Below are 20542 nucleotides of genomic sequence, written 5' to 3'. Positions count from 1 at the left end.
CTACGTTACGTGGCAGCGCGTCCCCCGCGCCGGGGGACAGTCGGGGAGGAAGTTGTGGCGTTGTGGACCGTGCACGGCAACGGTCGTCACTTGGTGGACGAAGCGGTCGTGGGGTCCGAAGAACGCCTCAGCTGGCCGTTGACCATCGGATTCGGGCTCCAGCACCTGCTGGCCATGTTCGGCACCACCGCCCTGGTGCCCGCGCTGACCGGTTTTCCCGCCGCCACGACGTTCTTGTTCTCCGGCATCGGCACCCTGCTGTTCCTGGTGATCACCCGCAACCGGGTGCCCGGCTACCTCGGTGCCTCGTTCGCCTTCGTCGTGCCGATGGGCGCGGCCGTCGATCACGGCGGTGCCGGTCCGGGCGCGCTGCTCGGCGCGATCATGATCGTGGGGCTGGTGCTGGTCGCGTTCGGGATCGCGGTCAAAGCGCTCGGCGCGCGGCTGCTGGAATCGGCGATGCCCCCGGTGGTGACCGGGGGCATCGTGCTGATGCTGGGGTTGAGCCTGGCCGGGCAGACGGTGACGTCGTTCCGCGCGCAGCCGGTGCCCGCGGTGGTGACGCTGGTCGTCGTGGTGCTGGCGACGGTGCTCAGCCGCGGCATGTTGCGGCGGCTGGCGGTCCTGCTCGGAGTGCTCGCCGGATGGGGCTGCGCCGGGCTCGCCGGCCAGGTGGACGCGGCACGGCTGCACGCGGTGGCCGATGCCGACTGGTTCGGGGTTCCGCAGGTGCTGAGCCCGCAGCTGCACCTGTCCGCGGTGCCGTTCGTGGCCCCGATGGTGCTGGTGCTGGCCGCCGAACTCGTCGGCAACGGCAAAGCGGTCGCGGCGATGAGCGGGCGCAACCTGGACGGGCACGTCGGCGACGCGCTGATCGGCGGCGGGCTGGCGAACTCGCTGGCCGGTTCCGGCGGCGGTTCGGCGTTGAGCAGCTACGCACCGAACGTCGGCGTGATGGCCGCGGCGCGGGTGTACTCGACGGCGGCGTGCATGGTCGCGGCGGTGGGCGCGGTGCTGCTGGCGTTCTGCCCGAAGCTGCACGCGCTGATCGGCACGATTCCGCCGGGCGTGCTCGGCGGCGCGATGTTCGTGGTGGTCGGCGTGCTCGCGCTGGTCGGGGTGCGGATCTGGAGCGAAGCCGGAGTGGACTTCGCCGACCCGGTCAACCTGGCCGTGCTGGGCACCGCGCTGGTGGCCGGGGTGGGCGACCTGACGTTGTCGCTGGGCGCGCTGCGGATCACCGGGCTGGTGTGGGGTTCGATCGGGATCGTGCTGGTGTACCCGGTGCTGCGGAGCCTGGCCGACGCCGTGTCGGCGCACCGGGAGGAGATACCCGGCGGCTGACTCACGGCTGGCAGCGCGGGCAGTGGTAGGCGACGCGTTCCTCGGTGCCCGCGCCCTGCTCGTCGCGCAGCACCGCGCTTGCGCAGCGCAGGCAGGTGCGGCGGCCGTAAACCCAGTGCTTCGCCTCGCGGCGCGGATCGCCGGTGGTGGCTTGTTCCGGGCGCCACGCGTTGCGCAGCAGCAGTTCGCGGCCCAGTTGCACCGCGCGGTCCGCATCCACCTCGCCCGCCGGGGTCCACGGCGAGCGGCGCAGCAGGAAGCACACCTCGGTCTTGTAGATGTTGCCGAGCCCGGCCAGCACGGATTGGTCCAGCAGCGCGAGACCGATCTCGCGCTCGGGGTCGGACCGCAGCCTGCGGACCGCTTCGGTGCGCATCGCCTCGTCCCAGTCCGGGGACAGCAGGTCCGGGCCGAGGTGGCCCACCAGCTCGTCCTCTTCGCCGGTGCGCAGCCATCGCAGATCGTGCAGGTTGAACCCGACCGCGGTCCGCTCCGGAACCGCGAGCAGCGCCCGCACCTGGTGCGCAGGCCGCCGCCAGCGGGCGCGCGGCGAGTACAGGTGCCAGGCGCCGTCCATCCGCAGGTGGCTGTGCAGCGTCCAGCCGCACTCGAACCGGGTGAGCAGGTGTTTGCCGATCGGGCGCACCTCGCGCACCACCCGGCCCGTGAGATCCAAAGTGGACAGACGAGGGTGCCGGAGTTCGCCGCGCACCAGCGCCCGGCCGGCCAGCGCCTCGTGCAGGCGGTGGCAGGTCAGGAACACCGTGTCGCCTTCCGGCAGGTCAGTCCTCCTGGAGCTCGTCGGCGTCGAGTTCCGCGTCGCCCGGATCGTCGGCCGCAGTCGCCTCATCGATCGGTGGCTCGGCACCACGCCGCTGCCGCCCGGCGCGCAGCGTGCGCGCCAGCAGCAGGTTGAACCCGAGCGCGACCTCGCGCGCTCCCGGCGTGCCCCACTGGTGGATCGGCAGGCAAGCGCCCTGCGCCTGCTGCACCGCGAGCCGGTCCGGCAGCGCCACCGGCATCACCAGCGGCCCGAAGATCTCCCGGAGCTCGTCGATCCGGAACTGGTGCTCGTGCGACCGCGGCCGCACCCGGTTCACCACCACACCCAGCGGTTGCAACCGCGGGTTGTTCTCCCGCTCGGCCTGCACCGCCTCGAACGCCCGCTGCACCCCGGAAACCGCGAAGATCGTGGGCTCGGTCACCAGCAGCGCCCGGTCCGCCGCGATCAGCGCCGAGCGCGTCAACCGCCCCAGCGAAGGCGGGCAGTCCAGCAGCACCAGCTGGTACGGCAGGTCCCCGTCCGCGATCAGGGTCTCCAACGCGGATAACGCCTCGGTGAGCTTCGCCAGGTCGCTGCGGCTCCCGTCGGTACCGCCGTTGTGCAGCTCGGCGTCTTCCGAGCCCACCAGCACATCGACCTGTTCGCCCCACCCGCTGGGCCCCACCGCCGACCGCAGCACCTCCGGGCGCGGGTCGGCCAGCACATCGCTGAGGCCCAGCTCGGTCTCGTCCGGTTCCAGCGCGGCGGTCGCGTTGCACTGCGGGTCCAGGTCGACCACCAAGGTCCGCGCACCGCGGCGCATGGCTGCCGAAGCGAGCCCGAGCACCACGGTCGTCTTGCCGACTCCGCCCTTGAGGCTGAGCACTGCCACGGTTTGCACGCCCGTAGCCTACGGAACCGCACGTCGATCTCGTGTGCTGCTGCGCCAGTGCAGCCGCCCCGCCGGTGCGCCGCCCGGTCTGACCCGCCATTACGCTGCTGGCCATGAGATCGGACGCCGTCCACCGCGTGCTGGAAGAAGAGATCGCCGAAGCCCGCAGCCGCCGGGACGGACGGCCCCCGCGGGTGCTCGACGTCGGCGGCGGCAGCGGGGTGTGGGCGGTACCGCTGGCCTCCACCGGCTGCGAGGTCACGGTGGTCGACCCGAGCCCGAACGCGCTGGCCACGCTGCAGCGCCGTGCCGCCGACGCGGGTGTCGCCGAACTGATCACCGCGTTGCAGGGCGACACCGAGGCGCTGCACAACTACACCCCGCCCGGTGGGGCCGACCTGGTGCTCGGGCACGGCTTGCTGGAGTACGTCGACGACGTGGCCACCTCGCTGTCGTCGCTGGTCGCAGCCAGCGCTCCCGGCGGGGCGGTGTCGGTGCTGGTGGCGAACCGGTACGCGGCGGTGCTGGGCCGCGCGCTGGCCGGGCGGCTGCCCGAGGCGCTGCGGGTGTTCCACGATCCGGACGGCAGGCTCGACGGGACGACCGACACGGTGCTGCGGCGGTTCGACACCGAGGAGCTGAAACGCCGGATGCAGGACGCCGGGCTGGCGGTAGAGCTGGTGCAGGGCCAGGACGTGTTCGGGTACCTGGTGCCCGGCACCGTTTCCGAAGGCGTGCCCGGCACGACCTCGGATGCCGCGGCAGGCGCGGGTTCCGAGAGCAGCGCCGCCGATGCGCTGGCAGAGCTGGAACGCGGCGCCGCCGCCCGCCCGCCGCTGCGCGACATCGCGACCCGGCTGCACGCCGTCGGCCGGGTGGTCGGCTGATCGCTGGACCGAGGGGATGATGTCGACGAGCTCATGAACCCGAGCTGACCCCTGCGGGTAGTCCTGACGTCGCCGGAACCGTATCCTCGTCGGTGACGCCCCCAAGCGTTCGCCGGGTTCCAGCTCGAAGGTGTGCCCTCCGAGTCTCCGGCGCCACCAGAGACCTGTGCCGGAGGAGGAGCCATGCCACTCTCCGAGCACGAGCAGCGGATGCTCGACCAGATCGAGCGCGCGCTCTACGCCGAGGATCCGAAGTTCGCCTCCACGGTTCGCGGCGGGCGGTTGCAGCGCCCGTCGCGGCGGCGTCGCCTGCAGGGCATCGCCGTGTTCGTGCTGGGGTTGATCCTGCTGGTGGTCGGCGTGGTGATACCGGTCAAACCGGCCGGTATCCCCGTGGTGAGCGTGGTCGGCTTCCTCGTGATGTTCGGCGGAGCAGTGATCGTCCTGTCCGCGATGCGCGGTGGCGGCGGCCAGGACGCCGAGTCGGAGGCCGCGGAAGGCGGGGGCTCTTCCGGCGGCGGCCGCAAGCAGCAGCCCGAACCCCGCGCCAAGGGTTCGTTCGCACAGCGGATGGAGGATCGCTTCCGCAAGCGATTCGACCGCTAGGCCGTGCTCGCCGGCCACGTGCCGGCGATGCGCCACCCGGCCGACTTGATGACGTGGAACCCGGTGACCCGCGCGGTCACCGGGTTTCTTCGTGCCGGTGCGGCGGTCTCGGCGCTTCGGGTCAGCCCCGGCGCAGGTCAGTCCGGCGCAGTTCAGCCCCGCCGCAGTTCAGCTCCGGCGCAGCGGAGTGTCCGACAGCAGCGAGCGGGGCAGCAGCCGATCCCGCCAGCTCATCGGATGCTGCTGCCGCAGCCCGGCCAGGACGGTGCGCAGCGCGGCATCCGGGGCGGCGGTGGCGGTGGCGACCCGGCCCGCCGGGGCGTACCACTCCCGCTCGACCGCTTCGACCAGCTCGTGCAGTGCGCGGGAGCTTTCCGGACCGAGCTCGTGTCGGTCGGCGAGCTCGGTGGCCGTGGTGCGCACGGTGCGGCTGCGGTCCGGGTGCTCGCCGCGGTCGGCGAGTTCGTTCAGCAACTCCCGCCAGGCGGCGGCCGCCGACCCGCCCGCGGCGGCCCGCAAGTGCTGCCTGCGGCGGAGTTCGCGGACCGCGGCCGGTGCCCCGGCCAGCAGGACGACCAGCAGCAGGACTCCCGCCGTCGCCGCGGTCACCCCGAACCAGGAGCCGCTTTGCGGCTGAGCGGGCGGCTCGGCCTGCGGCGGCGTGCCCGGCTCGGACGGAGCGGGCGGCGGTGCCGGCTCCTGGCCCGTCTCCGGAGCCGGCGACGGAGCGGGCGGGGGCGGCGGCTGCGCGTACGCGGGCAGTGCGGTGCGCCCGTCGCCGAGCGGGGTCGGGTCGAACGTGATCCACCCGTAGTGCGGGAAGTACGCCTCCACCCACGCGTGCGCGTCGTTGGTCGTGATCACCCGCTGGTCGCCGTCCTGGTAGCCGGGCGTGAAGCCGACCGCCACGCGGGAGGGGATGCCTTCGGAACGCAGCAGCACGGCCATCGACGAGGCGAACTGCTCGCAGAACCCGCGCTTGCCGCCGAACAGGAAGTCCTCCAGCGCGGAGCCGCCTGCGGGCGGGGCGGTGCTGAGGTCGTAGCGGAAGCCGTTGGCCGGGTCGGTGAAGAACCGCTGCAGCGCCATCGCCTTGTCGAACCGGGTCGGCGCGCCAGCGGTGACCTGATCGGCCAGCTCGGAGATCCGCGGCGTCACTCCGGCCTTGTCCAGGTAGGTCCGGTCGACCGGCTCCGGTCCGGTCGCGTTGCGCAGCGCCTCCGGGCTGGGGGACGGCAGCCGGAGCTGCTCGGTGTAGGGGCGGCTCTGCTGGCGGGTCTGGGTGAACACGATTCCGCTGGCCGGGTCGTAGCGCCAGCCCGCGCCCATCCCGGACACCCCGGTCGGCATCCCGAAGATCGGCAGCCACGGGTCGCGGTAGCCGACCGGGTCGATGCCGACCGTCGCGGTCGGACCCGGCGCGACGGTGTCGGTGCCCTCCGGCGGCGGCAGCGGCTGCTGGGCGTCCACGCCGCGGGTCAGCGGGCCGAGGCTCCAGCCCTGTTGCGGGTCGAACCTGCTCAGCGTCATCGCCCGCAGGTACGTCTGCTCCGGCAGGCCGCGGACCCGGAACAGGTCCGCCTCGTCATCCCGGTTGAGCTGGCCGCGCAGCGAGGTGAACGGGCGCAGCCCGACGCCGCCGCTGCCCGGCCCGTACCCGGCCGAGTTCGAACCGGGCAGCCGCCCCTCGGTGCCCACTCCGGTGAACACGACCCCGGTGAGCAGCCCGATCACGGCGGCCGCTGCACCCAGCGCGGCACCGCGGGAACCGAGCGACCAGCTGTCCGGCCGCCCCTGCACATGCCTGCCCGCCGATGCCAGCAGCAGCGCGAACCCGGCGGCGCTGATCGCGAACGTCCACCACGGCAGCATGCTCTGGGCCAGCGAAGCGGGGATGGCGACCACGCACAGCAGCACCAGACCGGCCACCGCTGGCGTGCCCGCGGTCACCGCGATCACGTCGATCAGCGCGGCGACGAATCCCAGCCCGAGGCACACCAGGCACTGCAACGCCGGGTCGGCGGCCACCGGCGGAACACCTCCGCGCACCGCCCCCAGCGCCTCGGAGAGCACTTCGGACAGTTGCCCGACGGCGGCCGGACCCGGCAGCACGCCCAGCACTGCTTGCTGGGTGAACAGCGCCGAAAGCAGCGCGAGCAGCACGACGAGCTGGGCGATCGCGACCAGCGGCGGCCACCAGCGCAGCGTGCGGCCGAGCAGCCCGGTCCCGCTGACCACCGCGACGGTCAACGCCGCCGGAACCATCCAGCGCGCGTCGGCGAAGATCCCGGTGAACGAGGTCGCCGCGCACAGCACGGCCACCGCGGCCGCCAGCGTCGCGCGAATCGCCTGGCCGTCGATCACGAAGCCACCTCCGCCGCACCGGCCTGGCACAACCGGCCCCAAGCCCCGGCCATCGACGTCTTCGGCCCGCGCACCACGACCACGCTCCAGCCCGCCGTGCGCAGCCGTTCGGCGGTGCGCTGCGCGTCGAAGGACCCGTCCGAGTCGCCCGTCCAGGCGGGCACGTCCAGCAGCAGCGCCAAGCTGCGGGCGCGCTCCGGGCGCAACCGCGTCAGCTCACCGACACCGGCCGTGCTGGTGGCACCGAGGACGGCGATCAGCTCCTGGCCGTTGCCGGGGTCCTGCGGGCACACCAGGTCCCGCTGCGCCGACGGCCGCACCGCCGCGAGCGCCTCCAGCATCGCCGAATCGTCCTGGCCGCCGTCGAACGGGCCCGGACCGCCCGCCAGCGCGGCACCGTCCTCCGTGATCAACCGAACCTGCTGGTCGTGCGCGTGCAGGTGCGCGCAGATGCTCGCTGCGGCCGAGACCGCCCACTCCAGGCTGGAGGCCGCGCCGCTGCCGCGGTGCGCAGCCGTTCGCCGGTCCAGCAGCACCGTCACGCCGCCGTGCCAAGGCCGCTCCTCGACCCGCACCATCAGCTCGTCGCGCTTGGCGGTGCTCTTCCAATGCACCCGCCGGATGTCGTCGCCGTGCCGGTACTCCCGCACCATCGTGTCGTCGTCGCCGTGCCCGGCGCGCAGCCGCGTGGTGCCGTCCTCGCCGGTGCCCAGACCCGAACCGGCGGGTAAGCCGCCGAGCGGGACCACCCGCGGCACCGCCACCAGCCTGCTGCGGCCGCCGAGCTCGTGGCCGAACTCGGCCAGCCCGAACGGATCGCCGACCCGGGTGCGCAGCGGCCCGATCTGGTGGATGCCGCGCAGCTGCGGCGTGACCTGGTAGTCCAGCACCGCGCCCGCGCGGCGGACGTGCTCGACGCGGAAGTACGGGTGGGAACTGAGCGCGTGCGGCACCTCGTCCTCCAGCTGCAGCCCGCCCAGCGGCACCGCACCCGAGCCGGTGACGTGCAGCCGGACTTCCGCCTGCGCACCGACCTGGACCCGGCCGGGCAGCACCTCCCGCCGCACCCGCAGCCCGTGCCGGACGCGGGCGGCGACGACCATCGCCAGCAGCGGCAGCACTACGACGAAAGCGGCGATCCGCAGCAGGTCCCGCTCGTCGAGCGCCACCGAGCACACTGCGGCGGCCACGCCCGCCGCCAGCAGGCAGCGGCCGCGCACGGTCAGGCCGGACAGCAACGGCTACCGCCCGGCGTCGCCGCGCGGCACCTCGACGCGGCGCAGCAGCGAGCGCACCAGGTCCGAAGCGGAACGCCTGGTGGCGCGGGCCTCGCTGGTCAGCACCAGGCGGTGCGCCAGCACCGGCACGGCGACCTCCTGCACGTCGTCCGGGACCACGTAGTCCCGGCCGGACAGCGCGGCCTGCGCCCGCGCGGCGCGGATCAGCTGCAGCGTCGAGCGCGGCGAGGCGCCCAGTCGCAGTTCCGGCAGCGACCGGGTGGCGCTGACGATCTCGATCACGTAGCGGCGCAGCTCGGTGCTCACGTGCACCTCGCGCACCGCCTGCAGCAGCGCGCGGATCCGGCCGCCGTCGGCGACCGGGCGCAGCTGGTCCATCGGCTCGTGCCCGGTGTGCTCGTCGACCATGGCCAGTTCGGCCTGCGGATCCGGGTAGCCGACCGACACGCGGGCGGTGAAGCGGTCCCGCTGCGCCTCCGGCAACGCGTAGGTGCCCTCCATCTCCACCGGGTTCTGGGTGGCGATGACCATGAACGGCGCTTCCAGCGGGTAGGTCTCGCCGTCGACGGTGACCTGGTTCTCCTCCATGCACTCCAGCAGCGCCGACTGGGTCTTCGGGGATGCGCGGTTGATCTCGTCGCCGACCACGATGTTGGCGAACACCGGGCCGGGCCGGAACTCGAAGGACTCCGCCTGCCGGTTGTACATCGCCACGCCGGTGATGTCGCTGGGCAGCAGGTCCGGGGTGAACTGGATGCGGTTCACGGTGCAGTCGATGGACCGGGCCAGCGCCTTGGCCAGCGAGGTCTTGCCGACGCCCGGCACGTCCTCGACCAGCAGGTGGCCTTCGGCGAGCAGGGTGACCAGTGCCACCCGCACGACCTCGGGCTTGCCGACCAGCACCTGTTCCACGTTCGCCGCGATCCGCTGCAGCGTCGAGTGCAGGCCGGCGATGGTGCCGGGTTCGGCCGGCTGTTGCGTGCCGCCGTCGCCGGAGCCGGGTTCGGCTTGCCCGCCACCGGCGTAAGCGGTGCCGGATGTGGGCATGTTGGGCGTCACGCAACCTCCAAGGTGCTGCTCCGGGCGCCGCGGCGAGTCACCTTCCGCGTGGGCCCTTCCGCGCGGGCGCTGTTCCGGCGCCGCAGGCGGGCGATCACGGCGATCGTCGGCTGATCGCGCGCTGAGCGTGCCTCCGCAGTGTGCCAAACCGGCGTCGGAGTCCGTACCGGTGCCGGTGGCCTGGCCGTTCCCCACCTTCCCCCACGCCCGCTCCCCGGCATCCGCACGGGCGGGCGGGCCGGGTTGCCGGGGGAGATCCCGATCGGGTGTTTCGGCGCAGTCCGGTGCCGAGTGCCGCACCACGTCCCCCACCCCGCACCACTTGCGTTAAGAGGCCGTTTAGCTGGGCAAACGCCCGACTCGCCGCGGCGTGTCGGGCTCCGGTCCCGGTTGACGGTGGAGGGAAGTGGGGTACTGTGGCGCCCGGTGGGGCAAACGGGGGCTCCGCCCGGCTCCGGGGAGCGCCGAGGTGGCCCGGTGCGACCGCCGCTGGTGGCGCAGCGGCAGGCACCGCCGATCGCCCGTCGTTGCCGGAGTCGTCGGACCGTCGGGTCCGCGGGGGAGGTGGTCCCGGGATGTTCCTCGGTACCTACAGCCCCAAGCTCGACGACAAGGGGCGTCTGACGCTGCCTGCGAAGTACCGGGACGCACTGGCAGGGGGGCTGATGGTCACCAAAGGGCAGGACCACTGCCTCTACGTCTTCCCGCGTGCCGAGTTCGAGCAGCTGGCCCGCAAGGTCGCCGAGGCCCCGCTCACCAACGAATCCGTCCGCGCCTACCAGCGGTACCTGTTCGCGGGCACCGACGAGCAGCGCCCGGACGGGCAGGGCCGGATCCCGATCGCACCGGAACTGCGCCGCTACGCGGGACTGGACAAGGACTGCGTGGTGATCGGCGCGATCAACCGGCTGGAGATCTGGAACGCCGAACGGTGGCAGTCCTACCTCGACGAGCACGAGGAGAGCTACGCCCAAGCCAGGGAGGAGGTCCTGCCCGGGTTGTTCTAGCGGGACCGGTGGCGTCCGGCCTCGGTCCGCCTCGGCGTCCTGGTGCACCTTCCCCGGCACCAGGAGGCACGGGCGGGCTGGGACCAGGCGTGATCGGTGCCGCCGGGCGGGAACTTCCGCGAGGCCGCTGCGGCGCCGCGTTGGTGAGACAGCTGTGCAGGTGGACGAGCCTGCCGCCGCCGCAGGGGCGGTGGCGCGGACCAGGTATGCGGGAGGGAGGGACCGCAGTGACCGACGCATCGGAAGCCGGCGGCTCCGCCCGCGACCGGCACGTTCCGGTGGCGCTGGCGCGCACGCTGGAACTGCTGGCGCCCGCGCTCGCCGACCGCCCCGCGGTCGCGGTGGACGCGACGCTGGGCATGGGCGGGCACGCGGAAGCGCTGCTGCGCGCGCACCCGCAGCTCACGCTGATCGGCCTGGACCGCGATCCGGAAGCGCTGCGGCTCGCGGGCCTGCGGCTGGCGGAGTTCGCCGACCGGCTGCACCTGGTGCACGCGGTCTACGACGAGTGGGCCGAAGTGCTCGACCGCCTCCAACTGCCCACTGTGGACGCGGTGCTGTTCGACCTCGGGGTCTCGTCGCTGCAGCTGGACGAAGCCGAGCGCGGATTCGCCTACGCCCGGGACGCGCCGCTGGACATGCGGATGGACCCGGGCGCCGGGCAGAGCGCGGCCGACGTGCTCAACACCTACTCCACCGGCGAACTGGTCCGGATCCTGCGCGACTACGGGGAGGAGCGGTTCGCCTCCAAGATCGCCGGCGCGATCGTGCGGGAGCGCGGCAAGGAACCGTTCGACCGCAGCGATCGGCTGGTGCGACTGGTCTACGACGCGGTGCCCGCGGCGAGCAGGCGCACCGGCGGGCATCCGGCGAAACGCACCTTCCAGGCGTTGCGCATCGAGGTCAACGCCGAGCTCGACGTGCTCGGGCGGGCGCTGCCCGCGGCGCTGGACTCGCTGGCCGGGGGCGGGCGGATCGTCGTGCTGTCCTACCACTCGCTGGAGGACCGCCTGGTCAAGCGGGCGATGGCCGAACTCGCCCGGTCCCGCACTCCGATCGACCTGCCCGTGGAACTTCCCGGGCACGGTCCGCAGCTGCGGCTGCTGACCCGGGGCGCCGAGCTCGCGGGCGAACAGGAAGCGGCGGAGAACCCGCGGGCCGCGTCGGTGCGGCTGCGCGCCGCCGAACGGATCAAGGAGGCGGCATGACGGCACCGACTCGCGCCAAGACGGCTGCTTCGCGCACCGGCACCGCGGGCAAGAAGAACACCACCGAGAAGGGCAAGTCGCAGCAGTCCGGGGCGGACAAGACTGCGACCCAGAAGACGGCGACGCAGAAGACCGCGACCCGCCGGAACTCGGCGACGAAGTCCAAACAGGACACCAAGGCCCGCGGCCGGTCCGCGGCCGCCGAACGCGCCTACAACCGCCGGGAGGAACGCCGGGAACGCTCCGCCCGGGAAGCTCCGGAACGCCGCCCGCGCGGGCAGCGCCCGGCGGTCGAGCAGCGCCAGCCGCGGCTGCTGCGGCTCAGCGCGGTGCGCCCGGCGGCCCGCCAGTTGCAGGCCAAGGTGGCGACCTCGCGGGCGCCGCTGGTCGTCGTGGTGATGGGCGTGCTGGGGGTGGGCCTGGTGACCTCGCTGTCGCTGTCCATCGCCACCGTCGGCGGTTCCTACCGGCTGCAGCGCTCCGGTGCGGAACTGACCGCGCTCAACGAGCAGCGCGAGCTGCTGCTGCGGGAGGTCAGCAACATGGACTCCACCCCCGCCTTGCAGCGCAAAGCCGCCGAGCTGGGCATGGTGCCGCCGGACTCGCCGCCGGCGCACCTGCTGGTGCAGCCGGACGGCGGTGTCCGCACGATCGGTGATCCGCAGGCGGCGACCGCGCCCGAACCCGCGACGCCGCCGCCCCCGCCGCCGGTTTCCCCGCCGTCGATTCCGCAGCCGCCGGCTCCGCAGTCACCGGCGCCGCAGCCGCCGCCGGACGGGCAGCAGGTGCCTGATCCGCAGCGGCAGGCCGTGCCGATCCCGGCGGTGGAGGGGCGCTGATGGTCCGCAGGGGGACGCGGCCCGCCGGGGGGAGCCGGCGGACCGCGCGCACCGACGTGGCCGGCAGCGCGCGGCGGTTGAAGATCGGCCGCCTGCTGCTGGTGCTGGCGCTGGTGCTCACCGGGGGGAAGCTGGTCCAGGTCCAGGGCTTGCAGGCGCAGCAGCTGTCCGCGGACGCCGCCAAGCAGCGCCACACCGTCTCGGCGATCCCCGCCGAACGCGGTTCGATCACCGACCGCAGCGGCAACGTGCTGGCGTTCAGCAGCGAAGCCAGGCAGCTGTACGCGACGCCGAACAAGCTCACCGAGGACCAGAACGAGGAACACGCGAAGAACCCGGCGGAACCGACCGCCGAGCAGTACAAGCACGAGGTCGCCCGCTACATCCACCAGGTGCTCGGCGACCGGGTCGACGAGCGGCAGATCACCGAGGCGCTGTTCAGCGACTCCAGCTACGTCAAGATCGGGCCGGTGATCGACCCCGGCGCCGCGCGCCTGATCACCGAGAAGTACTCGCAGATCGGCGCCGAGTACCGCGCCACCCGCGAATACCCGGCGGGCGACACCGGTTCGGCGGTGCTCGGCGGTGCGCGGTGGAGCGAGGACGCGGGCAAGGTGCTGGGCAGGATCGGGCTGGAGGGCTCGCTGGACAAGCTGCTCGCGGGCACCGACGGCAAGAAGGTCTCGGACACCGCGATGGGCAGCGACCTGGTCATCCCCGGCACCGAGCGGCAGGTCCAATCGGCCGTGCCCGGCTCCGACGTCGGGCTGACGCTGGACTCCGACGTGCAGTACATGGTCCAGGACAAGCTGACCAAGTACGCGCGCAAGACCCAGGCGCGCAGCGCCAGCGCGGTGGTGCTCGACGCGCACACCGGTGAGGTGTACGCGCTGGCCAACGACAAGTCGTTCGACCCGAACTCGCCGAAGTGGGGCCCGGACGGGCTCGGCAACCCGGCCGTGACCACGCCCTTCGAACCGGGTTCGGTGAACAAGGTGATCACCGCGGCCGGGGCGATCGAGCACGGGATCAAGCGCCCGGAGACGGTCATGCAGGTGCCGGGTTCGATCAAGGTCGCGGACCGCACCGTCGGGGACGCCTGGTCGCACGGCACGATCCCGCTGACCTTCACCGGCGTGCTCGGCAAGTCGTCCAACGTGGGCACGCTGATGACCGCGCAGGAACTCGGGCCGGACCGGTTCAACGAGCTGGTGCGCAAGTTCGGACTGGGCCAGCCCACCGGCATCGGCCTGCCCGGCGAGAGCGGGGGCACGGTGCCGCCGCGGGAGGAATGGTCCGGCAGCACGTTCGCGAACCTGCCGATCGGGCAGGGCCTTTCGATGACGGTGCTGCAGATGGCCGGGATGTACCAGACCATCGCCAACGACGGGGTGCGGGTGCCGCCGCGGATCATCTCCTCGGAGGTGCGCCCGGACGGCACGCGGGTGGAAAAGCCGCCCCCGGACGGGGTGCGGGTGGTCAGCCCGCAGACCGCGCACACGGTGAAGGACATGTTGCGCGGCGTGGTGCAGGGCGCGCCGAAGCAGCAGGGCACCGGCAAGGACGCGGCGCTGGAGGGGTTCCAGATCTCCGGCAAGACCGGTACCGCGCAGCAGGTCAACCCGGCGTGCAACTGCTACAGCCAGTCCTCGAACTGGATCACCTTCGCGGGGATCATGCCCGCGGACGATCCGCGGTTCGTGGTCGGGCTGATGCTGGACGCGCCGAAGAAGGGCCTGCCGGACTCGGATTCGGCTGCTCCGTTGTTCCACGACATCGCCGCGTACCTCGCGCAGCGCTACCAGATCCCGCTCTCCCCGGAACCCGCGCCGGTGCAGACCTTGCAGGTCCACTAACGGCGTGCTCGCGGTTCCAGCGCGTGCACGGGCCGTTCGCGCCACGGCCCGTGCACGGCTCACGTCAGGCGGGGCAGGACGGTTCCGCCGGTGCGGGCGGTGCAGCGCGGCGCACCTCGCGGGTCGTGCTCCCACGAGCCCTCCCCGAAAACCAGCGGAACCGTCGACCTGACGGGATGCAACGCTAAGCGAATGGGCACCCGCAGCACCACAAAATTGCACGAGACGGACCAACAACTTCGCACGGACGGCCCCGGCCGTACGTCGGGTCCTCGCCTGGCCGGCCACGGGGTGGCATCGGCTTTCTGCCGAACGTGTGTGACCCCTTCAGAGCACTTGCCGCCGACATTGGGCGCGGCGCCGGATATTCGGGCGGTTGAGCGGCGGATTACCGCAGTTCTCCGATGTTTTTGGATCATGGCGCTGAGCTGGTGAAACTTGCTCGGCGCCGGTCCGCGGGCGGTGGTGTGAGCGACGGTTCGCGACCCGCTCCAGAACGCAGTTATCGAATATCACCGAATCGGCGGTGTCGCCGATCGTTCAGGAATGCGGGAGGTCGGAATCGTTGTTCGCGGTTTCTGCCCGAGTTCGGACAACGGCCGCGATGCGGCGATTCGCGGAGCGGGATTCCGCCGCGTTTTCGGCGAATTGCGGGCGGCGCTTCCGGCGGCCCCTGCGCGGCGCCGCGCGAAAACGACCGAGTGGTCCCGGTCGCGTCAGCGGGCGAGTACCCGGCGCGCACAGCCGACCATGAGCATGACCCGTCAAGTGGTACCGGTAGCCTTGCGCGACGTGCCTTCCGCGGTCGCGACAGCCCCGCCTCGACCCGCTCACGTCGAGCCGGTGCGGATCCAGCAGCTCGCCGAGAACATCGGTGCGCGGGTCATCGACGTTCCTGGTCATTCCCCCGGCGCGGGGGTCGTGACCGGTGCGACGCTGCGGGCGCAGCACGTGCTCGACGGCGATCTGTTCGCCGCGCTCCCGGGCACCCGGGTGCACGGCGCCGACTTCGCGGGCGAAGCGCTGAGCGCGGGTGCCGCCGCGGTGCTCACCGACCAGGCCGGGATCGACCGGGTCGCGCTGCTCGACGACCCGCGGGTGCGTTCCGGCGAGGTCGCGCTGCTGGTGCACGACGATCCGCGCGACGTGCTCGGTGCCGCTGCCGCCCGCATCTACGGCGACCCGTCCGGCAAGCTCGCCGTCCTCGGCGTCACCGGCACTTCCGGCAAGACCACCACCTGCTACCTGCTGGAGTCCGCGCTGCGCGCGGCCGGGCACACCACCGGCCTGGTCGGCACGGTGGAAACCCGCATCGCGGGGGAGCGCCTGGAAAGCGCGTTCACCACTCCGGAGGCCCCGGACCTGCAGGCGCTGCTGGCGGTGATGGTCGAGCACGGCGTGACGCACGTGCCGATGGAGGTTTCCAGCCACGCGCTCGCGCTCGGCCGCGTCGGCGGCACCCGGTTCGCGGTCGGCGCGTTCACCAACCTGTCCCAGGACCACCTGGACTTCCACCGCGACCTGGAGGACTACTTCCAGGCCAAGGCGCTGCTGTTCGACGGCCGCTCGGAACGCGAAGTGGTGTGCGTGGACACCGAGTGGGGGCGCCGGCTGGTCACCGCGGACACCACGACCGTCTCCACCGCGGGCGACGCCTCCTGGACGCCCGGCCCGGTGCAGGCGTTTCCGACCGGTGAGCAGCGCTTCACCGCGCACGGCCCGGACGGCGACCTGGCGGTGCGGCTGCGGCTGCCCGGCCCGTTCAACGTGGCCAACGCGCTGCTGGCCGCCGGAGTGCTGCGCGCCGCCGGGGTCCCGGCGGCGGCCGTCGAGCGCGGACTGGCCGAAGTGGACGTTCCCGGCCGGATGGAGCGCGTCGCGCTCGGCCAGGACTTCACCGCCGTCGTGGACTACTCGCACAAACCGGGCGCGGTCGCCGCGGTGCTCGACGCCGCCCGCGCGCAGGCCGGCGAGTCCCGCGTGCTGGTCGTGCTCGGCTGCGGCGGCGACCGGGACATCGCCAAACGGCCGCTGATGGGCGAGGCCGCCGCGCGCCGCAGCGACCTGCTGATCGTCACCGACGACAACCCGCGCAGCGAAGACCCCGCCGACATCCGCGCCGCCATGTTCGCCGGTGCGCTGGAAGTGCCCGCGGGCGAACGCGGCGAGGTCCGCGAGGTCGGCGATCGCCGCGAAGCCATCGGCGAGGCGGTGTCGCGGGCGCGCACCGGGGACGTGGTCGTGATCGCGGGCAAGGGCCACGAGACGGGGCAGGAGATCGCGGGGGTGGTGCACCCGTTCTCCGACCGCGACGAGGTCGCCGCGGCGCTGCGGCGCAGGCCGGCGCACGAAACTTCAAGCCGCGCAAGGAAATCTGGGGGAGCCCACGTCCCCGGCCGGAGGCCGGGGCAGCAACGAGGAGGCAAGGTGATCCCGCTCAGCCTCGCTGACATCGCGCGAGCGGTCGGCGGCAGGCTCCACCACGCGGACGGCACCGAAACCGTCACCGGCCCCGTCGAGTTCGACTCCCGGCAGATCGGCCCCGGCGGGTTGTTCGTGGCGATGCCCGGTGAACGCGTCGACGGGCACGACTACGCCGCCGGAGCCGTCGCGGACGGCGCCGCCGGGGTGCTCGCCGCCCGCGAAGTGTCCACAGCGGACGCGCCGATCCCGTCGGTGATCGTTCCCGAGCTGCCCGCGCACCACCCGTCCCGCGCGATGGCGCTGGCGGGCGACGCCGACGGCAGCGGTGCCGCGGTGCTGGCCGGGCTGGCGCGGCTGGCCCGGCACGTGGTGGACCGGCTGCCGGAGCTGGCCGTGGTGGGGGTGACCGGATCGTCCGGCAAGACCTCCACGAAGGACCTCATCGCGCAGGTGCTGGAACCGGCCGGGCCGACCGTGGCGCCGCCCGGCTCGTTCAACAACGAACTCGGCCACCCGTGGACGGTGCTGCGCGCCGACGAGCACACCAGGCACCTCGTGCTGGAGCTGTCCGCGCGCGGCGTCGGCCACATCGCTGCGCTGTGCGAGGTGGCGCCGCCGCGGATCGGTGCGGTGCTCAACGTCGGCAGCGCGCACCTCGGCGAATTCGGCTCGCCGGAAGCCATCGCGCAGGCCAAGGGCGAACTCGTCGCGGCGCTGCCCGCGGCTGCCGACGGCGGAGTCGCGGTGCTCAACGCCGACGACCCGCTGGTGGCCGCGATGGCCGAGCGGACCGCGGCTCGCGTGGTCTTCGTCGGCGAGAGCCCGAAGGCGCAAGTCCGCGCCGAGGACGTCGAGCTCGACGAGCGGGCGCGGCCCACGTTCACGCTGGTCACCGCCGAAGGCTCGGCGCGGGTGAGCCTGCCGCTGCACGGCGAGCACCACGTCGGCAACGCGCTGACCGCCGCCGCGATCTCGCTGGAACTCGGCGCGACGCTCGCCGAGACCGCCGAACGGCTCGGTTCGGTGCGGCGCGTGTCCGCGCGGCGGATGGAGGTCGCCGAGACCTCCGGCGGCGTCACCGTCGTCAACGACGCCTACAACGCCAACCCGGAGTCGGTGCGCGCGGCGCTGAAAACGCTCGCGTCGATGACCAGGGGAAAACCCGGCCGCGCCTGGGCGGTGCTCGGGGTGATGGGCGAACTCGGCGAGTCCGGGGTCGCCGCGCACGACGAGATCGGGCGGCTGGCCGTCCGGCTCAACATCGACCGCCTCGTGGTCGTCGGTGACCAGGCGCGCGCGATGCACCAGGGTGCGTCGCTGGAAGGGTCGTGGGGAGAGGAGTCGGTTCTGGTGCCGGACGTCGATGCCGCCGTCGCGCTGCTGCGCGACGAGCTGCGTCCCGGTGACGTCGTGCTGGCCAAGGCGTCCAAAGTGGCCGCGCTGTGGCAGGTCGCCGAGGCGCTGACCGGGGGTGCCGCGTGAAGAGCATCCTCGTCGCCGCCGCGGTGGCGCTGGTCGTGTCCATCCTGTTCACCCCGTACCTGATCCGGATCTTCTCGAAGCAGGGCTTCGGCCAGGAGATCCGCGAAGAGGTGCAGAAGTCGCACTCGGCCAAGCGGGGAACGCCCACCATGGGCGGGATGGCGATCCTCGTCGCGATGTGGGCGGGGTACCTGGCCACCCACCTCACGGTGGCCGACCAGGCGCCGTCGGCGTCCGGGCTGCTGGTGCTCGGGCTGACCACCGCGCTGGGCATCGTGGGGTTCCTGGACGACTTCATCAAGATCCGCAAGCAGCGCAACCTGGGGCTGAACAAGACCGCGAAGCTGGTGGGCCAGCTGGTCGCCTCGGTGCTGTTCGCGATCCTGGCGATGCAGTTCCAGGACGAGGCGGGCATCACGCCGGCCTCCGAGCACCTGTCGTTCATCCGGGACATCACGGTCGTCTCGTTCGGCGTGGTCGGGTTCGTGATCTTCGCCTACATCGCGATCAGCGGCTGGTCCAACGCGGTCAACTTCACCGACGGCATGGACGGCCTTGCCGGTGGCACCGCGGCGATGGTGCTGGCGTGCTACGTGCTGATCTCGTTCTGGCAGCTGCGCTACGACTGCACCGCGCCCACCGGCGGCGGGCCCACGCCGGCCTGCTACACGGTGCGCGACCCGCTGGACATCGCGGTGGTGGCGGCCGCGGCGATGGCCGCGTGCATCGGGTTCCTGTGGTGGAACGCGGCACCGGCGAAGATCTTCATGGGCGACACCGGTTCGCTGGCCATCGGCGGCCTGGTCGCCGGGTTGTCCATGGTGACCCGCACCGAGCTGCTGATGGTCGTCGTGGGCGGGCTGTTCGTGGTCGAGGCGCTGTCGGTGGTGCTGCAGATCGTGGTGTTCCGCAGCACGCGGCGAAGGCTGTTCCGGATGGCGCCGTTCCACCACCACTTCGAGCTGGCGGGGTGGGCGGAAACCACGGTGATCATCCGGTTCTGGATCCTGGCGGGGATCAGCGCGCTGTTCGGCCTCGGGCTGTTCTACGCGGACTGGCTGGCGCTGTCCGGGTCGTGAGCGGGATGGGGCCGCCTGCCCGGGCGGCCGCAGGCCAGGAGGATCGTCGGGGAATCAGGATCGTCGGGGAATCAGGGGAGCACGGCGTGGCGCAAGCATTGCGGGACCGGGACGTGCTGGTCGCCGGGGCCGGGGTGTCCGGGCGGTCGGCCGCGGAAGCGTTGCTGGCCGCGGGTGCCCGGGTGACGCTCACCGACGCCTCGGAGGAACGGCTCGCCGAGCTGGCCTCGCTGCGCGCCGAAGGCGCCGAGCTGGTGCCGGGCCTGGCGGAGCCGCCTGCAGGTACCGACCTGGTGGTGACCAGCCCCGGCTGGCGACCCGGCGTGCCGCTGCTGGCGGCCGCCGAAGCCGCCGGCGTCGAAGTCATCGGCGAGGTCGAACTCGCCTGGTGGCTGGACCGGCAACGCCCCGAACCGGCGGAGTGGCTCGCGGTGACCGGAACGAACGGCAAGACCACCACCGTCGGGATGCTGGAGTCGGTGCTGCGCGCGGCCGGTGCGGACGCGGTGGCCTGCGGCAACGTCGGGCTCCCGGTGGTGGACGCGGTGCGCGCCGGGCATCGGGTGCTCGCGGTGGAGCTGTCCAGCTTCCAGCTGCACTGGTCGCGGTCGCTGGCCGCGCACGCCGGTGTCGTGCTCAACCTCGCCGACGACCACCTCGACTGGCACGGGTCGATGGACGCCTACGGGGCGGCGAAGGCGAAGGTGTACGCGGGCAACGCCGTCGCGGTGCACAACGCCGACGACGAGTGGTCCGCGAAGCTGGCCGCCGGGACGCAGCGGGCGGTGTCGTTCACGCTGTCCGAGCCGGGGCCCGGGCAGCTCGGCATCTCCGGCGGCGCGCTGGTCGATCGGGCCTTCGGCGGTGTCGGCGACGCCTTCGGCGAGGACGTGCGGCTCGCCTCGATCGCCGACGTGCATCCCGCGGGCCCGCACAACCAGGCCAACGCGCTCGCCGCGGCCGCGCTCGCCCGCGCGCACGGCGTCGAACCCGATGCGGTTTCCCGCGGGCTGCGCGAATTCGAGCCCGGGGCGCACCGTTCGGTGGTGATCGCCGAAGCCGCCGGTGTGACCTATGTGGACGATTCCAAGGCGACCAACCCGCACGCCGCGGACGCCGCGCTGCGGGCGCACCCGCGGGTGGTGTGGATCGCGGGTGGGCTGCTCAAAGACGCCGACGTGACCGACGTCGTCGCGCGCAACGCCGAACGGCTGGACGCGGTGGTGCTCATCGGACGCGACCGGGGCAAATTCGCCGACGCACTGGCCCGACACGCCCCCCGGGTGCCGATCGAGCAGGTCGCGGCGGGAGACGATGCGGGCATGGCACAAGCAGTCCAGCTGGCGGCCGGGCACGCCCGGCCGGGCACGGCGGTCCTGCTCGCGCCCGCGGCCGCCTCGATGGACATGTTCACCGACTACGCGCACCGCGGCCGGGCGTTCGCCGACGCGGTGCGCGCCCTGCCCGCCGTCGCGACCACGACCGGCGGGTGAG

15 protein-coding genes and 1 pseudogene are annotated in these 20542 nt (G+C 73.0%); 11 read left to right on the top strand and 5 right to left on the bottom strand.

The features are described 5' to 3' along the window. The first annotated feature begins 54 nt into the window (after positions 1-54). Positions 55-1344, top strand: a complete 1290-nt coding sequence (locus tag V1457_RS00580; protein WP_338599012.1) for a solute carrier family 23 protein — start codon at positions 55-57, stop codon at positions 1342-1344. A 1-nt stretch (position 1345) separates the two neighbouring features. Here the strand turns inward: V1457_RS00580 and V1457_RS00575 are convergent, their stop codons facing one another. After that, a complete protein-coding gene (locus tag V1457_RS00575; protein ID WP_200070373.1) occupies positions 1346-2125 on the bottom strand; it encodes a DNA-formamidopyrimidine glycosylase family protein in 780 nt (259 codons plus the stop codon). Position 2126: 1 nt separating this feature from the next. Then, positions 2127-3008, bottom strand: coding sequence for a ParA family protein (locus V1457_RS00570; RefSeq protein WP_200070043.1), 882 nt, complete (start codon positions 3006-3008; stop codon positions 2127-2129). A gap of 104 nt (positions 3009-3112) precedes the next feature. Here V1457_RS00570 and V1457_RS00565 point away from each other — a divergent pair, with 104 nt between their 5' ends. Both V1457_RS00565 and V1457_RS00560 read left to right on the top strand, forming a co-directional pair. Then, positions 3113-3886: a bifunctional 2-polyprenyl-6-hydroxyphenol methylase/3-demethylubiquinol 3-O-methyltransferase UbiG gene (locus tag V1457_RS00565; RefSeq protein WP_200070042.1), complete on the top strand. Its 774-nt coding sequence runs from the start codon at positions 3113-3115 to the stop codon at positions 3884-3886. A 183-nt stretch (positions 3887-4069) separates the two neighbouring features. Continuing rightward, a complete protein-coding gene (locus V1457_RS00560; protein ID WP_200070041.1) occupies positions 4070-4492 on the top strand; it encodes a DUF3040 domain-containing protein in 423 nt (140 codons plus the stop codon). Between the two features lie 168 nt (positions 4493-4660). Here V1457_RS00560 and V1457_RS00555 read toward each other — a convergent pair whose 3' ends face one another. From V1457_RS00555 to V1457_RS00545, 3 genes are read right to left on the bottom strand one after another with little or no spacing between them, the layout of a single operon-like run. After that, positions 4661-6856, bottom strand: a complete 2196-nt coding sequence (locus tag V1457_RS00555) for a DUF3488 and transglutaminase-like domain-containing protein (RefSeq protein ID WP_338599006.1) — start codon at positions 6854-6856, stop codon at positions 4661-4663. After that, a complete protein-coding gene (locus V1457_RS00550) occupies positions 6853-8094 on the bottom strand; it encodes a DUF58 domain-containing protein (RefSeq protein ID WP_200070039.1) in 1242 nt (413 codons plus the stop codon). Before V1457_RS00550 ends, V1457_RS00555 begins: the two co-directional genes overlap by 4 nt. Positions 8095-8097: 3 nt before the next feature. Next, a complete protein-coding gene (locus V1457_RS00545) occupies positions 8098-9141 on the bottom strand; it encodes a MoxR family ATPase (RefSeq protein WP_200070372.1) in 1044 nt (347 codons plus the stop codon). 587 nt (positions 9142-9728) lie between these two features. On the opposite strand from V1457_RS00545, the gene mraZ reads away from it, so the two are divergent. The 8 genes and pseudogenes from mraZ (at position 9729) to murD (ending at position 20541) form a co-directional block, all read left to right on the top strand. Continuing rightward, positions 9729-10160, top strand: a complete 432-nt coding sequence (gene mraZ / locus V1457_RS00540; RefSeq protein WP_200070038.1) for a division/cell wall cluster transcriptional repressor MraZ — start codon at positions 9729-9731, stop codon at positions 10158-10160. Positions 10161-10366: 206 nt separating this feature from the next. After that, complete coding sequence (gene rsmH, locus V1457_RS00535) at positions 10367-11368, top strand: 16S rRNA (cytosine(1402)-N(4))-methyltransferase RsmH (RefSeq protein ID WP_200070037.1); 1002 nt, start codon at positions 10367-10369, stop codon at positions 11366-11368. Then, positions 11365-12207 (top strand): hypothetical protein, encoded by an 843-nt coding sequence (locus V1457_RS00530; protein ID WP_338598995.1) that lies wholly within the window; start codon positions 11365-11367, stop codon positions 12205-12207. The genes rsmH and V1457_RS00530 overlap by 4 nt, the downstream gene beginning before the upstream one ends. After that, positions 12207-14063 (top strand): penicillin-binding protein 2, encoded by a 1857-nt coding sequence (locus V1457_RS00525; protein WP_200070035.1) that lies wholly within the window; start codon positions 12207-12209, stop codon positions 14061-14063. Before V1457_RS00530 ends, V1457_RS00525 begins: the two co-directional genes overlap by 1 nt. A gap of 546 nt (positions 14064-14609) precedes the next feature. After that, positions 14610-16391, top strand: a pseudogene (locus V1457_RS00520) (UDP-N-acetylmuramoyl-L-alanyl-D-glutamate--2,6-diaminopimelate ligase); the annotation flags it as partial. 99 nt (positions 16392-16490) lie between these two features. After that, positions 16491-17969 (top strand): UDP-N-acetylmuramoyl-tripeptide--D-alanyl-D-alanine ligase, encoded by a 1479-nt coding sequence (murF, locus tag V1457_RS00515; RefSeq protein WP_200070033.1) that lies wholly within the window; start codon positions 16491-16493, stop codon positions 17967-17969. Then, entirely contained in the window at positions 17966-19048 is a 1083-nt protein-coding gene (mraY, locus tag V1457_RS00510) for a phospho-N-acetylmuramoyl-pentapeptide-transferase (protein WP_200070032.1), read from the top strand. Before murF ends, mraY begins: the two co-directional genes overlap by 4 nt. A gap of 86 nt (positions 19049-19134) precedes the next feature. After that, entirely contained in the window at positions 19135-20541 is a 1407-nt protein-coding gene (murD, locus tag V1457_RS00505; RefSeq protein ID WP_338598987.1) for a UDP-N-acetylmuramoyl-L-alanine--D-glutamate ligase, read from the top strand. Position 20542: the final 1 nt, after the last annotated feature.

The organism is Saccharopolyspora sp. SCSIO 74807 (assembly GCF_037023755.1).
In the GTDB taxonomy this organism is placed as follows: domain Bacteria; phylum Actinomycetota; class Actinomycetes; order Mycobacteriales; family Pseudonocardiaceae; genus Saccharopolyspora_C; species Saccharopolyspora_C galaxeae.
Note: the sequence above shows the minus strand (reverse complement) of the source record. Positions and strands in the feature narration are given on the sequence as shown.